This is a genomic window from Chryseolinea serpens, from assembly GCF_900129725.1.
In the GTDB taxonomy this organism is placed as follows: Bacteria; Bacteroidota; Bacteroidia; order Cytophagales; family Cyclobacteriaceae; genus Chryseolinea; species Chryseolinea serpens.
Genome location: NZ_FQWQ01000001.1, coordinates 2,354,081 through 2,368,368, shown reverse-complemented (window position 1 = coordinate 2,368,368; position 14,288 = coordinate 2,354,081). Strand labels below are relative to the sequence as shown.

12 protein-coding genes are annotated in these 14,288 nt (G+C 44.6%); 6 read left to right on the top strand and 6 right to left on the bottom strand.

Annotated elements, in window-relative coordinates; translation table 11 throughout:
- The first annotated feature begins 56 nt into the window (after nucleotides 1-56).
- On the top strand, nucleotides 57-641 hold the full coding sequence (locus BUB30_RS09340; RefSeq protein WP_073133036.1) for a Crp/Fnr family transcriptional regulator: 585 nt from the start codon (nucleotides 57-59) through the stop codon (nucleotides 639-641).
- Between the two features lie 114 nt (nucleotides 642-755).
- On the opposite strand, the gene BUB30_RS09335 is transcribed toward BUB30_RS09340, so the two are convergent.
- Nucleotides 756-1,589: a class I SAM-dependent methyltransferase gene (locus BUB30_RS09335; protein WP_143164834.1), complete on the bottom strand. Its 834-nt coding sequence runs from the start codon at nucleotides 1,587-1,589 to the stop codon at nucleotides 756-758.
- Between the two features lie 66 nt (nucleotides 1,590-1,655).
- On the opposite strand from BUB30_RS09335, the gene BUB30_RS09330 reads away from it, so the two are divergent.
- Nucleotides 1,656-2,315, top strand: coding sequence for an START domain-containing protein (locus tag BUB30_RS09330; RefSeq protein ID WP_073133033.1), 660 nt, complete (start codon nucleotides 1,656-1,658; stop codon nucleotides 2,313-2,315).
- Between the two features lie 211 nt (nucleotides 2,316-2,526).
- Here the strand turns inward: BUB30_RS09330 and BUB30_RS09325 are convergent, their stop codons facing one another.
- Entirely contained in the window at nucleotides 2,527-3,237 is a 711-nt protein-coding gene (locus tag BUB30_RS09325) for a tetratricopeptide repeat protein (RefSeq protein ID WP_073133031.1), read from the bottom strand.
- A 235-nt stretch (nucleotides 3,238-3,472) separates the two neighbouring features.
- Between BUB30_RS09325 and BUB30_RS09320 the strand changes: the two genes are divergently transcribed.
- The gene (locus BUB30_RS09320; protein WP_073133030.1) at nucleotides 3,473-4,291 is read left to right on the top strand and encodes an alpha/beta hydrolase; all 819 of its coding nucleotides are present in this window, start codon (nucleotides 3,473-3,475) and stop codon (nucleotides 4,289-4,291) included.
- 68 nt (nucleotides 4,292-4,359) lie between these two features.
- Here the strand turns inward: BUB30_RS09320 and BUB30_RS09315 are convergent, their stop codons facing one another.
- Both BUB30_RS09315 and BUB30_RS09310 read right to left on the bottom strand, forming a co-directional pair.
- Complete coding sequence (locus BUB30_RS09315; protein WP_073133028.1) at nucleotides 4,360-5,244, bottom strand: SMP-30/gluconolactonase/LRE family protein; 885 nt, start codon at nucleotides 5,242-5,244, stop codon at nucleotides 4,360-4,362.
- Between the two features lie 66 nt (nucleotides 5,245-5,310).
- Nucleotides 5,311-6,168, bottom strand: a complete 858-nt coding sequence (locus tag BUB30_RS09310; protein ID WP_073133026.1) for an AraC family transcriptional regulator — start codon at nucleotides 6,166-6,168, stop codon at nucleotides 5,311-5,313.
- 224 nt (nucleotides 6,169-6,392) lie between these two features.
- Between BUB30_RS09310 and BUB30_RS09305 the strand changes: the two genes are divergently transcribed.
- Complete coding sequence (locus BUB30_RS09305) at nucleotides 6,393-8,654, top strand: ABC transporter permease (protein WP_073133024.1); 2,262 nt, start codon at nucleotides 6,393-6,395, stop codon at nucleotides 8,652-8,654.
- A gap of 53 nt (nucleotides 8,655-8,707) precedes the next feature.
- Here BUB30_RS09305 and BUB30_RS09300 read toward each other — a convergent pair whose 3' ends face one another.
- Nucleotides 8,708-9,394: a Type 1 glutamine amidotransferase-like domain-containing protein gene (locus tag BUB30_RS09300; RefSeq protein WP_073133022.1), complete on the bottom strand. Its 687-nt coding sequence runs from the start codon at nucleotides 9,392-9,394 to the stop codon at nucleotides 8,708-8,710.
- Nucleotides 9,395-9,667: 273 nt separating this feature from the next.
- On the opposite strand from BUB30_RS09300, the gene BUB30_RS09295 reads away from it, so the two are divergent.
- Both BUB30_RS09295 and BUB30_RS09290 read left to right on the top strand, forming a co-directional pair.
- Entirely contained in the window at nucleotides 9,668-11,455 is a 1,788-nt protein-coding gene (locus BUB30_RS09295; protein WP_143164833.1) for a hypothetical protein, read from the top strand.
- Nucleotides 11,455-12,162, top strand: coding sequence for a hypothetical protein (locus BUB30_RS09290; protein WP_143164832.1), 708 nt, complete (start codon nucleotides 11,455-11,457; stop codon nucleotides 12,160-12,162). The genes BUB30_RS09295 and BUB30_RS09290 overlap by 1 nt, the downstream gene beginning before the upstream one ends.
- A 33-nt stretch (nucleotides 12,163-12,195) precedes the next feature.
- Here the strand turns inward: BUB30_RS09290 and BUB30_RS09285 are convergent, their stop codons facing one another.
- Nucleotides 12,196-13,944 (bottom strand): serine hydrolase domain-containing protein, encoded by a 1,749-nt coding sequence (locus BUB30_RS09285; RefSeq protein WP_084137989.1) that lies wholly within the window; start codon nucleotides 13,942-13,944, stop codon nucleotides 12,196-12,198.
- Nucleotides 13,945-14,288 lie beyond the last annotated feature (344 nt).

Sequence of the window (14,288 nt, the reverse complement as noted above, 5' to 3'; positions counted from 1 at the left end):
GAATCAATCAGCGGATTAAATTATATCTTTGTGCAATAATTTTATTCGTAGAATTAATGTATGAGGTGCTTATAAACCATATAAATCGCTACAGTACAACACAACTTAGTGAAAACGACATAGCCACAATTAAAGACACCTTCAAACCAGGAAGGATAAAGAAAAAGGAATTCTTGTTAAAAGAAGGAGAAGTCTGTAGCATCACTGCCTTTGTTATTAACGGAGCGCTGCGACAATTCACGGTTGATGAAAAAGGAGCAGAACATATTGTTGGTCTGTTTATTGAAAATTGGTGGGCAAGTGATCGTGAAAGCTGGACCACGCTTATACCCTCCCTTTATAATATTGATGCCTGGGAGGATACAGAGGTGTTGCTTCTGGCAAGAGACGCATTCCATGAGCGGATAAAACCTATACCTGCTTTTATTGAAATGACTTTAAAGCTACAGGAACATAATGCTTTTTCTGCACAGAAGAGGCTCCATGCACTTATCAGCTTGTCGGCAGAAAAACGCTATATCAATCTCATCAATACTTATCCGCAGTTTCTGCAGCGCTTTCCACAGCACATCATTGCTTCTTATCTTGGCATTACCAAAGAAACACTCAGCCGGGTGCGGCGTCAGTTAAGTAATAAATAAGGATCTCATAAATCGGAGGGATCATCAATAGTCAATTGATCGTTCTGGATTAAAGCGTCACGTATCGAGCTGGTGATCAAATAGTGCTGAGTCAGGATTCAACGCTATTACAGACTATAATTTTTCAGCTACAGTCAATGACATTGAAAAGTGCTTATCTATTTTGCCTTGAAACTGATCATTAATTAAGTTTTCTATTTCCTTGAAAAAAGCGTGTCGAACTTCTTTCGTCGCGGCAAGATGGTTGGAGAATGTGCCTAATAACTGCACAAAACTCTTCGCGCTATAGGTAATGACTATTGGAAAGCGTTTAAAATGGATTAATCTAAACAGCCTTCCATCAATATCGTCAGCTTTGAGGTCTTTGTTTTTTGGTAATTCAGGCTTTCGATGTTTGTCCGTGAAATCATAACGGTCGAAAATCGATTGTGAGACGTTAAAAAAAATATCTCCACGTTCATCCGAAATGTGATGGGTATGGATAATAGCCAGATGCCCCTTTTTCTTTAGCAGTTCATGAGTTTTTGTGAATTTTAACGAAGGATCAATCCAGTGAAAAGAAGTTGCGGCAAAAACTAAATCAAAGGATGCTGCGGGCAGTGTTATTTCTTCAAAGGCGCCTTTTATGATTTGAATGTTTTTATAGTCACGTAACTCTTGTTTTGCTTCTTCCGCCAAGGCTTCGCCCAATTCAATCGCCGTGATGTCAAATCCTTTTTCTGCTAAAGGCTTTGTTGCTTGGCCCGTGCCAGGACCGATTTCGAGAAGCTTCGCGCCCGCGGATATTTCTGTGGAGTCGATTAGCGCGGAAAACAAATCATCCGGGTAACGAGGTCTGGCTTCATTATAGATGGAGGCCGCCTCATTAAAAGTATATCGAAGTGAGGAATTGTCAGCCATAAATTTCTGGAAGTTAGTAGTACGGCGTTGAGAACCTGTTTGTTTCAAATTTGAGATAATTTAAAAATTAAACTTTCGTTACCCTATTCAAAAGCAAACTGCTTAGATTGCACAATGGTTTTTACAATTGCACCTGAACGTATTGGAAGAGCGTTGACGATCGGCTTCCTGTTGGTTTCCATTTCGTTAGCAGGTCAATCTTGGGAACTTAAGAATGAAGAAGCAGGAATAAAGGTGTACACACGCACGGTCCAAAAATCACACATAAAAGCCATTAAAGTAGAGTGCACGATTGAAGCCACACTTTCGCAGCTGACAGCCGTATTACTTGATATTCCGGCCAGCGATGAGTGGGTCTATGCCACGAAATTCTGTCGCGTACAAAAAACCATTTCTTCTTCGGAATTAATCTATCATTCTGAAATTGATGTACCCTGGCCGGCTAACAACCGCGATTTTATCGTGCGCATGAAACTTAAACAGGACAGTATCACCAAAAAGCTGACGGTGGACGGAGAAAATTTGCCCCATTACCTAAACGAGCAAGAAGATGTAGTACGCATTATGCACACCGAGAGCAACTGGACGGTAACGCCAAGGAATAAATACCTCGATATTGTCTTTACACTACACGTGCACCCGGGTGGTTCAATTCCGGCGTGGCTTGTCAACCTCTTTGCCACCCGCGGTCCACTGGAGACCTTTCGTAATTTAAGAAGCCAGGTAAACAAGCCCGAATATAAAGAGGCGAGCTTTTCGTTTCTGGTGGATTAGTTCTATTGAAGCGTGTAAGGGCTTCGCCCCCGGATATTTCTGTCGAGTCGATTAGCGCGGAAAACAAATCATCCGGGTAGCGAGGTCTGGCTTCATGATATAAAGAGGCCGCTTCATTAAAAGTATGTCTAAGGGAATGATGGACAGTCATAAAGTTCGGGCAGTTAGTTCATTTCGAACTTGAGAAATTACAACAGGGAGACAAAGGGGGTCAACCCCCGCAATGCTTTTCAATCAATTCATCCACCTCGTCACCGTAGAGGTCGGCAAAGCCAAACTGTTTGGCTTTATAAAACTCCAGGCAGGCCTGTGCTTGTCGTTGCGTGTTTAAATAGAGCAGCCCTCTGTTCTTGTAAGCATAGGAATTCAACGAATCCAGTTCCAGTGATTTGTTGATATCTAATTCTGCTCCATGAAAGTCGTCCAAATTCATTTTTGCAAAGCCCCGGTTATTGTAAGGATAAGCAAAATTCGGAGCCAGGGCTATTGCTTTCGTGAGGTCTGCAATCGCACTGGGAAAATCTCCGGCCAGTGACTTACAAAATCCCAAGTTGTTATAGATCGTGGCATCCTTTGGTGAAAGCTTCAGTGCAGCGTTGAAATGGCGGATGGCACTTTCAAAATCCTTTTTTTCCATCCTGACCAACCCCTTGTTGACAATCGCAGGATAGTACCGTGGCGACAGCGAGATAACACTGTCAAAATCTGCCAGAGCCCGTTCATATTCTTTTTGGTGCATAAAGCAAAGGCCGCGAATGTTGAGCGCTGTAAGATTTTCCTTGTCAAGATTCAGCACGCTACTGGCGGCATCAAATGCGGCATCGTAATTATGACTATTTGCCAATGTTATAGCCTTGTCCTCAAGGCCTTCTATTTTTGCCTTCCTTGATGAAGCGGAGCGGAACCAGTCTAAAAATCCCATGGCGTTAATTTAATACTATGTAATGAGAAATGATCACAAAATAAAAAAACGCAAACGCTGAGCTTGGAGGGATAGCCCAAAGGTTACGAATAACGGATCAGTTTGTTGAAAACTTAAAGGAATTCGATGATTTTGTAACTTAAAACTAATTTATTAGTTTTATACCTAATAAATTAGTTATTATTGGATCGAACGACCTTTTTATCGATTCGCTGGAAACCAACACCCATTTAATATGACCAGACTCAACTTTGTTTTGGTGGGCTGCCTGTTATTTTTCTCGCCGAAAACGCTGCCGGCTCAAACTAAAAAAGCCCACGAAAATCCAATTGTCATTGGACAAATTGTTACCCTGAAATCTGCGGTACTAAAAGAACAAAGACAGATTTATGTATCCTTACCCGACGGCTACGATACATTGACCTCCAACCTTCCCGTTATTTATGTATTAGATGCCGAATATCGGTTTGGTATTGCTCAAAGTATCCAATCCTATTTTAATGTCACGACCAGAATCCCCCGGGCAATTTTAATAGGTATCGCCAACCCGACGAAAGAAACACGGCAAAGAGATTATTTGCCAAAAGCCTATGGAGGGGAAGCGGACAAATTTTCAAAATTCTTGTCGGAGGAGGTTTTTGAGTTTGTCGAGCAAAGGTATAAAGCCAGCAAGAAAAGATATTTAGCCGGGCACTCTCATGGAGGCGTCTTTGTCGTCTACACGCTGCTGAATAGGCCGGATTTGTTTGAAGGCTACATCGCTATAGATCCGAGTCTAAAACATATTTACGGCGACGGCGACACACTACTGAACAGGGAGTTGAAGGATAAGAGACTGTATTTGGCTTCCAGCGATGTGGCCTATGGCTATTTAGAGGATGTGGCGGCTGACATGCAGGCCGATTTTGCCGTCTTCAAAAACCGTTTATACCAAACGCGTGAAAAGAATAAGCTCAGTTTTAAAATTGATCATATTGATGACGACCACGGCAATTCATACATTCACGGCTTCAGTAGAGGCCTCCGGTATGTGTTCAATTGGCGATTCGAGTAGAAACGGAAACGGTTTAAAAGGCATCAGTCATTGAATAAAATATGACTGATGCCTTTTCTAAAAAGCGATTAATGGATTGTTAAAGTACTGATTGTTCCTTTACATAGGCCGGGAATGATGAATCTCTTTTGCTGCTGATCATAAAGAATATCTGCCGCATCCACATCGTCCAGGAATGGCGTTGCTTTTTTCTGGGCAATGTCCACCTTGATCAACCGGCACTTTTGCTCTTTAAAGTTATACCAGTCACTGACCAGCAAAGTGTTTCGATCAATCATTTGAAGCCCATCATAATTTCCCTTCAGGTCAGACAAATAGGTCATCTTCGGGTGATTATCCTTGTCCCAGTCAATCACGCCAATTCTCCCCTGTAGTAAATCGTTGCGCACCAATTCCACAAAGAACAGTTGATTCGTCGGCTTATTGTAGTACAAACCATTGGGAGATTTTATTTCGGGCACATCCAGCACCTCAATCCTGGCCGGATTTGAAAGGGTGATCACAAAGATCTTACTCACATCAATCGATCCGACAAAAAGTGTGGTCTCATCCTTCACCGCAATGTCATTTAGGAAAGATGTTCCGAAAGAGGCAAGATCAATTTCTTTAACCTGTTCACCGGTTCGGAGATCTACACCTACTACACGATCGATATCAGCAACATAAAGAACCCCGTTTACAATGGCGGTCCCTTTAGGGGCGTTAAGCACGCCTTTATTAAAGCGTTGCTCGATCAGTTTCCCGTCCAACGACAATTTATAGATCGATCCATCTCCGTCCTTCGTCATGGGGGATAAAGCTCCCCCAATGTTGGAAGCGTAGAAAAACTTTCCGTCGGAGATGATGCTTTCCGGATGTTGGAGGCCGGTGGTGATCGTTTTGGTTTGTGCGAATAGCTTGAATACGCTAGAGCATAAAAGAATTAAAAGAATTAAAAGAATGTGTTGCTTCATGGTGTTTAAACTTTTCTTCAAAAGTAGAAGCAACCCTAACGGAAGTGATTATACAAAAAGCTCAAACTATTGCACTTTCACCCGAACCTGACTGGGCGTTACACCAAATTCTTTTTTAAACGAGCGGGTGAAATAAGGAATGTTTTCAAAACCACAGGCATAAGCAACCTCCGATACGTTTTGATTCCCGGTTTGCAATAACATTCTCGCATGGATCAGGCGTTGCTGATGAATCCATTTTTTGGGAGAGGTATGGTAATGGTTCTGAAAGTCGCGTTTGAAGGAAGCTAAGCTTCGGCCGGAAAGTTTCGCAAATTCTTCCAAAGTCAACTGATGAAACAAATGCTTTTTAACGACGTGATCGAGCTCCACGGGTTGTTCAAAAGCAATGGCCTGAAGCCAGGTCTTTACTTCCTCTTTATTTTCTCCTGAAAGCAAGAGCAAAAGCAATTCATAAAGCTTAACCTGGAGGATGGCCTCGAGATTGGGGAACGCTTTATTAAAGTAACTTAAATACTGATCTCTGAAGCTGTCTAGTAATTCGTTGGTTTGAATGGTGAGATAGGAAGATGCTTTGTTTGAGGTGCGTTCCTGGGCGGGAAAGTATTTCAAACAAAATTTTCGCACCACGTCATCAGAGCAATAAATGATAACCGCCTGGTAATCGAGACCTTCGGGGATAAACCCGGACATTAGGTATAATCCACTTTTGATCAGCAGAAGCTTATCCTTATCTACCGTAACCGTTTCATTCGAAAAGTGAAGCTGCTTATAACCATCCAATACATAGATGAGGCAGTTGGTATGAAGGAAAGCCGTGGTTTGATACGCTTCCGTAACGCGCCTGTAGCGCGCAAAGGTGATTCCTCCGGATTGTAAATACTCTCCGTTATTTATAGGAAGATGAGCGGTGCGAACAATCATATTCACAAAATTAAGATCTTTTTACGCTACTTTCCTATAATGCTAAACGAGATGGTCGTCCGATTTCGCACGGGGAAGTTCGTAAATGGATTGTCAGCATTCCAAATCCTTTCGAGATTAATGTTTTTTGCTTCTGGCACGGAATTTCATTGATCCCGATGATGAAACGAATGCAATTGCACGTAAGCAGATTCGCGTCCTTAAAGATCATTTGCATCTAACCCATGATGCGCCTTTATTCTGCTCTGTTTATCCGGATCCTGTCGCGAAGCAGTGATGTATATCTACTCAAGGTCGTCACGCTGGCGGTGGCGTTTTCTGTTAGCATTGTTGTGATGCTTTTTTCAATCCACCAATTTGGATATGATACAGGCCATGAAGATGCCGGCATTGTATTTCGGGTACTTGCCCACAACACCGATAAGGACTACACCGGCAACAGACTGTCCGCGTCCATACCCCGTGCTGCTCTGAAGCGTATTAGCGACCGATTCGATGACTCAGGCACTATTACACGCGTTAAGGCGTTAAAGAAAGTGACCGTGCTGGTTGACCGAAACCCACCAGCCTATGATCAAAAAATCTATGCCGTCGATTCAACGATTAACCAAATCTTCTCTTTTGACATCACCGCTGGAAACATTGACAATTTTGCTAAGTCAACCGAAGTTGTAGCCATAATGTCGAGACGCACGGCTTGGCGTTATTTTGAAAATAAGGATGCCATAGGTAAAGCCATACGACTAACTACGTTCGGCGACACGCTCACGGTTCCAGTGGTTGCTGTATTCGATGACTTTCCAACCAACACCCATGAAGACTTTGATATTTTCATCCGCTATGACTCGTCTGCAATTGCCACACTGAACTTCACCCCGGACCAAAGCAGTGTGTATGGACGTCGTGCGTCCGGGGAAGTCCCACCTCCATTTCTCGCCGCAACCAGCAGTCATTTAGAATATCTATTTCAACCCATCAGAGAAATTTATTTCGGGCCGCGAGTGCTTTCCGAAGAGGCCAGACACGGTGACGTGTATAGTATGACCATTCTTATTTGTATTGTCTCACTGATTTTCCTGCTCGCCATTTGTAGTTTTATCAACTTATCGACTATTACGCTGCCCAATCGGTCAAAAGAGATTGCCGTAAAGAAGCTTGCTGGCAAAACGCAGTTTCAGCTATTGCTTCAGTTTGTTTACGAATGTTTTGCACTCACCAGTGTGTCATTGCTGGCGGCCGTCGTACTCATTCTGGGTACCCGTCATCCCATAAGCGCGGTGTTGGGCATCGATATCGTGGATAGGATGGTGAACTCTAACTTCGTTTTCCCGTCTGCGATTGTCTTAATGGTTTTCGCTGTGGTGATCTCCCCGGTCTTTATGGTCATTCGTTTTATTCGCGCCAGCCCGATACGACTGTTAAGTACCGACACGATTACATTTCCACGATTCAGGCGGATTATCACCGTTGTTCAATTTGGTGTGAGCATTTTTCTGATGGCGTCGTCTCTCTTGATCGGCCGTCAAATCAATTACTCGCTCATTAAAGAGCCCGGACGAAATCACGACCAGGTCGTTTACATGGCATGTCCGCCCAATATTTCCGATAGTGCCGTTCACAAAATAAAGGCGGGGTGGCCCGATAAAAATCCGAACGTACGCGATGCGGTGGCGGTTTCGCAACTTCCGAACCAACTACAAGGCAAAGAGGTTGGGTCCGATCTCTTTGTGCTGGAGGTGGATTATAACTTTAGGGACTTCTTTCAATTCACGATGCTTGAGGGGGATTGGTTTGAGTATACCGATCGGGATTCTGTGGTGGTGATAAACCAAATGGCGTTAAAGAAAATGTCTAAAGTCGACCGGCATGTCATTGGCATCATGCAAGACATCAATAGTCCTTTTAATCAGCCGGAGCAACCCGTCAAGATCAGGCATGCGAGGGAAACTACCCATAATTGGATCTGCTTTCGGGTGGAAGAGGCGGACATTCGTAACACGGTGAAATGGATCGAGGGCCGCATGCACGCAAAGGGTGCAAAGGGCAAAGTGTATTACTCCGATGAACACTTCGAAATATGGTTAGCCTATCAGGATCAGTTGAATGCGTTGTCACGCATCTTGACCATCATTTCCATGTTATTGGCAGGTTGCGCGATCTATGGACTAACCGTAAGCTTGGTGCGCGACAGGGTGAAAGAGATCGCTGTTCACCATCTCTTTGGCGCGCGACTGTCGGATGTAACGCACTTGCTGGCGGGTGGACTATTGAGACAACTGTTTACGGCCCTTGTTATCTTCGGGCCGGTGACTTTCATAGGGTTGAACGAGCTGCTTAGAACGTTTGTATATGCAACAATATTCTCGTGGTTGGATCTTTTATATCCCATGCTCTATTGCCTTGTCGTGATTGTTGGGCTATGTGTCTTTCAAGCGTTCAGGCTGAATCGAAGTGATTTTATTTCGACACTGAAAGGGAGGAGTTAGTCATGCCTAGTATTGCTAATGCTGCGCTGTGTCAACGCCGCTTGCAGTGATACTTATGAGGCGGTTCGTGCTTGGTCAGGGTTAAATAACTTCCACTTTCCCTCAGACACGACTTCTATACGGTTGTCAAAAATTTTAATGGCAGTTTGGTCATCAATCATATAAGACGGTACCTGAAGAGTTCTTGCCAACTTTTCCTGGTTTGCTAAAGAATTATCGGGGAACTGTTCATGGTCAAGATGAGGATGTATGGCAAAATCGACAAATCCAAAAGACTTATCACTATTCGTAGCTAAAGTATGATTGCCATAGGTAGTTCCAAAGCGCGTCATGATCATACTTCCGGCACTCAAACCCACATACACCATTTTGTTTAGCAGCGATGGTAACATTTCGGTCAGTCCGGATTGTTGCATCCAATAACAGAGGTATTGACAGTCGCCACCGCCCACAAGCAGGGCATCTGTCCCTTGAAGCATGGGCACCCAAAGTTCTTTTTTTATGGTGGGTAGTACTGTAAGCTCCAACAGTCCTAAAGATCTCCAACCCGCTTCGCAAAAAGGGTCGCCTGCCGTTCCGCAAATCACTTGTCTTATGATTTCGGCACTACCACGTATGCCATAGATGGCGGTGGGAATGAAGAGCGCTTTTGATTCTTCAATGGGTTTGCCCAACAGGTCAACCAGTGCGTTGCGGATGCTTTTGTTACTTATACCAGCGGAAGTGAGAAGAAGTTTCATATTATCAGGTCGTTATGATTATACAAATCTCGTCCACGGGATATTGTCATCGCAGGCTGAATGCGACAATTCTAAGGCTAAATGCGGCACGCTACTCAAGAATGAAGGCGGACCAGGCCATTTGGTCAACCTAGGATGGATAATAAATGATGCAACGCTTGCGATATATCATTTTTATTGCCGATCTTAGTTTTTGGGTGTAATAACATTTTATCAAAAAAGCGCTCGCCCGCTCGCGTTATCACACCCCGAAAATCTTAAACGTTATCGCTAATGAAGTTTTGTTTTGCAGTTGCCCTGGCGTTGTGCGTCATTATGCTGGCCTGCACGTATGATCCCAAGTCTGAATATATAAACCCGATCGAGCCAGCGTCACTGGAGAACTTCGATATTTCCCTTAACGATATACCGAATGGCGATACCATAGAGTTGTTTGGGAGCGGTACATTCAGCTATACAGCCACTACGGGTAAGGGGGTTATTGATCGTGTACGGATAACGATGGGAGATCAATACGTGACCGAAAGTAACACGGCTACGGGAACCTTCTCCCTTGCGAATTACCTTCGAACGGGCGTGTGGGAGCTTAAGATCGACGTCATTACGTCCTCGGGAAGCGGCAGTCTGGCCGAAAAACTGCAGGCCGAACAAGTGGAGGTTTGGAGGAAATGGATTGTCAAGATCGACGTGGCGCCGCCGCCCCAACCCGACCTACGGCTTTCGGAGGAAAACGGCTACCAGGTATTGCGATGGGATGCCTATCAGAAGAAAAATTTTGTGCGTTATCAACTGCGCGTCACGAGCGCCGGCGACCCGGAAAGGATTATTTATTTTGACGATCCCGCGGTAACCTCCTGGGTCGATAGCAGCTATATGGGGGTGAGCGATATCCAGTATGAATTTTATGTATTCAACGTAGTGTCGTCGGCGGGCGACGTGGCAAGCGCCAAAGGTACATTCGGGTTCAACATGAAGTTCAATCCAGCCGATAGCATGGCAACCCTCACCTTGCGGCCACCAAAATTTTACAGCGCCTTCGACCGATACGAAATAGAAGAGAACCAGGAGAAACGACTCGTGATCACCGACGCCAAGCAGCCTACCGTTGTCATGAAGCTTAACACGGTAGGCTATAAAACGACTTCCGACATCGGACTGAAAATATATTCCAAAGATCCGAAGCAAGCCTACAAATCATACAGTCTACAGGTGGCGGACATGGTGTTGCCAAAGCGTCTGGGAAATCCGTATAGGTTCTACCATTACAACGCCGACAGGAATGTCATGATCGGCATAGGTCACAACGGTTCTCCTGTTTGGCGACTTGTTTTCTTTGATCCGGTGACCCTCGTGGCCAGCGATAGTATCGAAAACGACAGCTATTCTTATGCGGTTCCTTTCCGGGGCGACTACGTGTACTTTACCAGGCCACCCAGTGATCTGGTTCAAGTAAACTTCATCACGCACGCCGAGAAAAGTTTTCCAGGCATTCAAAGCTCGCTGGACTCCGGTCCATTTTCGATTTCGCCCGCGAACAATCAAATTGTAAAGTTTAGCTGGAGCCACATGACACCGTCCAGTCAGCAGTACTACGAAAACAAAATATACGACATCGCCAACGACAAGACCTTGTACTTGAAATCATATTCCAACATTAGCGATATTCTTTCCCCTGACGGCGCTTATTTTCGAAGTGGAAAACTGATGTATAGCCTGGCGTTAAACGACTATGTGGGGTCACTTCCGGATGCAAATACTTTCATAGCATTCCGCGAAGATCGACCCGACGAAGTGCTGTCGTATGTAGGCGCACTAGTCTTTGTTCATGATCGAAGTAATCTGTCGGTGAAACGAACTTTGACCGCACCAGCCGGTTCCCGTTTTGAATATTACGATACGGCGAAAAAGAAAATTTTGTTTACAAATCCCTTCACCAAAATGATCTATGCGGCTGATCTGGACACCGGCGAAGTGATTCCCTACCGCGTAAACCTCGCCGATTTTGTCGTGCTGAATGGCATCTTGTTCACCCCCGAAGGCTATATTCTTAGATTATACTGATGATGCGTACTGGTTTTGTATTACTCGTTGTTTTGTGCTGGCCGTTGGTGGGTCATGGTCAATTCTCGTTAACGTTCCACACCGGCTACGGATCGTACAATCAGACGGAACTTAAAGATTTTCAAAAGGAACTTTTGGACGACTATCCGGTCACGCCCAAAATAACCGAATCCTTTCCGTCGTATTGGAACTATAACGGTGCCGTCCGGTTTACACTGCAACGCGAATATACTTTTGGTCTTTCCGCTGAATATGGATCGAGCGCCGCGCGAACGAGTTACAAAGATTATTCCGGCGAAATAAGAACCGACATGCTCGCACACTACATCGCCGTGGGATTTCCATTCGACCTCTGCTTAAATCCCAGTAACACCGCGTGGCAGTTCAATCTTCAACTCACGCCGGCCATGGTGTACAGTACGATGACCCTGTCCTTTCATAGTCAATTGGGCACACAAAAAGATGACAAGGCTTACGATTTCAAATCCGGAAACATGTCGCTCCAACCGGCCTTTAACGTCACTCGTAGAATAGGCGCGCTTGGCGTGAACGTGCTGGCGGGGTACAACGTGACGGTTATAAAAGGTGACCTGTTACTGAAGCACAGCGATTCTTTTCTTCAGAACGACGCGGGCGATAAAGTGAGGATGGATTGGTCGGGGATGCGGCTGGCGGTTGGGGTGTCCTATACTTTTGGCGGGGACTAAGCTGGAGCAAGCGAATGGGCGACGTTTCTTTTGTCAGTAATTATCCCTGATCCGTTTCGCAACAATATTCCACACGCCATCGAAATAATTAATTTCTACGATTTTTCCGGATTTATCGGCAATGAATTTGTATTTGATCTCAGTGCTGAAGTTGAAAAAAGTATGATCGCCAATATAAGACAGCTCTTTTTTGTCAAGCTCGTCTTCATCGGTTAATACCAGCTTATTATTTTCGACCATTAATTTTTGACGAGTTCCTCCGGGTTGTTGGAAGATGCCGGTATAGGCTTTAAGGCGGGTGCTGTCGATCAATAGGATTGAGGGAGGTGCTGGCCAATCTGAAGCGATTTTTTTTGCGAAACGAGGTGGTCCGGACTGGGTAAATAATCCGGTCGTGATAAATCCTGTAATATTCCCGGACAACGCTTTCCGGAAAATATACCGGCTAAAGGGATCGGATGCGAGGCACCAGGTGCTGTCGTCAAAGGCCAGCAATTCAGCTTTATTTGTTCCTATTCGTTTTATAAAGAGCTTATTGTTCTCGGTAAATATATCTAACTGAACGACTCCCTCCTTCGTGTAATTTTTTTGTAGACGGGTTCCTGTGGCCTCTGTTTGATATATACCTGTCAGCTTTTTCAATTTGTCAAGGCTTGGTTTTTTTGCGGATGGAGTTGGGTCTAATCCAGTAATAAGAGCAGCCACCCTATTGGCAATCAGGGGCGGGGTTCTTGCATTTTTTCGCTGGTTGGAAAGTATCACGAAATAAATATCGTGCTCTGGCATTTGCCATTCATCTGAAAGATAATTTGGCATAACGCCTCCATGTCCCACAAACAGGTTGCCATCGATGCGGTTAATGGTTCGTCCATATCCGTAATGTACGTCCATGCCATTGGGAAGTATATGACTCGTCCATGCCTTTTTCAGTGAAGCCCTTGAAATTAACGTTTCATCCCGAAGGCCTTTGTGCCAACGATAAAGATCATCTACGGTTGACATTATAGATCCTATACCTACAGCAGAATATTGAACATACGTGCCCTCGTCATATCGTTCGTACTCCTTTCTTGCGGCGTTAAATAAATACCCGGTTGTTTTAAGAGGAATGACGCCTTTTTTTCCTGGATAGGTTTGAGTCATTCCCAGTTTGTCAAAAATTTGTTGCTGTAGAAACCCATTGAAAGATTGAACACTTATTTTTTCGACAATCAATGCAAGCAAACCGTATCCCGTAAGACTATAGCTCCAGTTTGTACCGGGATCAAAAAGAAGAGGTTGTTCTTCGGAAAACTGCAACCCTGCATAGCGGCTCTCTTCAAGTTTATCTTTTACACTGTACGCGACGTATTCGCGAAATCCCGGTATGCCGCTTGTATGCGTGAGTAAATTTTCGATAGTTATGGTTTTGCCATGTGTGTCATAGTTGGGAAGATATTTGCGTACATCATCTTTCACATCCAGCCTGCCTTGTTCCTGCAAGATAACGATGGCAACAGCCGTGAAATAAAGTGACAAGGTACCTATGCCGAAAACATGATTCGGACCTGCAGGTATTTGTAACTCCATACTGGCCATACCGTAGCCTTTACGTAATAGTATCTTACCATCCTGCGCCAGCAACACAGCCGCACCCGGTTCATTGTCGGGATAAGCAGCGCCGATCAGGGAGTCAATGACATGAACTTGTTGATCGGTAATTTTGAAACTTTGCGATGTTCCCTGCAGCTGGCAGTAGCAGCAATTAGCATACATCAACGAAATTAAAAGCAACGCCTTCATTCTGTGTGTTTTTTGAACGGTTTTAATAGATCATCAGAACAGGGGATCTTGTTCACTCCTAACGCATAGCACAGAGTATTCAAAATCGTTTGAGTCTCAGCTATGCACCCAAATAGGATCCATATGAATACGATTAGTGAGACAGTAAAGCTAAAGAATCATTCACAGAAAGTGTGGAAACCGGGTAGGTTTATCCGCCAGCTGGCGGATAGTCTATCCATTGAACGTAATTTTTTTTAGACAAGGCCTGGTGGCACTGAACGCCCGTAAATACCGGGTATCAAAACGACGTTATGAAAAATAAAGAAGCCCGCCTATGCTAGAGCTTCGGCGGGCGCGGTAGC

What these genes read in the sequence shown, in the direction of transcription:
- BUB30_RS09340 (WP_073133036.1), top strand. Translation starts at nt 57, where the DNA reads ATGTATGAGGTGCTTATAAACCATATAAATCGCTACAGTACAACACAA.
- BUB30_RS09330 (WP_073133033.1), top strand. Translation starts at nt 1,656, where the DNA reads ATGGTTTTTACAATTGCACCTGAACGTATTGGAAGAGCGTTGACGATC.
- BUB30_RS09325 (WP_073133031.1), bottom strand. Translation starts at nt 3,237, where the DNA reads ATGGGATTTTTAGACTGGTTCCGCTCCGCTTCATCAAGGAAGGCAAAA.
- BUB30_RS09320 (WP_073133030.1), top strand. Translation starts at nt 3,473, where the DNA reads ATGACCAGACTCAACTTTGTTTTGGTGGGCTGCCTGTTATTTTTCTCG.
- BUB30_RS09315 (WP_073133028.1), bottom strand. Translation starts at nt 5,244, where the DNA reads ATGAAGCAACACATTCTTTTAATTCTTTTAATTCTTTTATGCTCTAGC.
- BUB30_RS09310 (WP_073133026.1), bottom strand. Translation starts at nt 6,168, where the DNA reads ATGATTGTTCGCACCGCTCATCTTCCTATAAATAACGGAGAGTATTTA.
- BUB30_RS09305 (WP_073133024.1), top strand. Translation starts at nt 6,393, where the DNA reads ATGATGCGCCTTTATTCTGCTCTGTTTATCCGGATCCTGTCGCGAAGC.
- BUB30_RS09300 (WP_073133022.1), bottom strand. Translation starts at nt 9,394, where the DNA reads ATGAAACTTCTTCTCACTTCCGCTGGTATAAGTAACAAAAGCATCCGC.
- BUB30_RS09295 (WP_143164833.1), top strand. Translation starts at nt 9,668, where the DNA reads ATGAAGTTTTGTTTTGCAGTTGCCCTGGCGTTGTGCGTCATTATGCTG.
- BUB30_RS09290 (WP_143164832.1), top strand. Translation starts at nt 11,455, where the DNA reads ATGATGCGTACTGGTTTTGTATTACTCGTTGTTTTGTGCTGGCCGTTG.
- BUB30_RS09285 (WP_084137989.1), bottom strand. Translation starts at nt 13,944, where the DNA reads ATGAAGGCGTTGCTTTTAATTTCGTTGATGTATGCTAATTGCTGCTAC.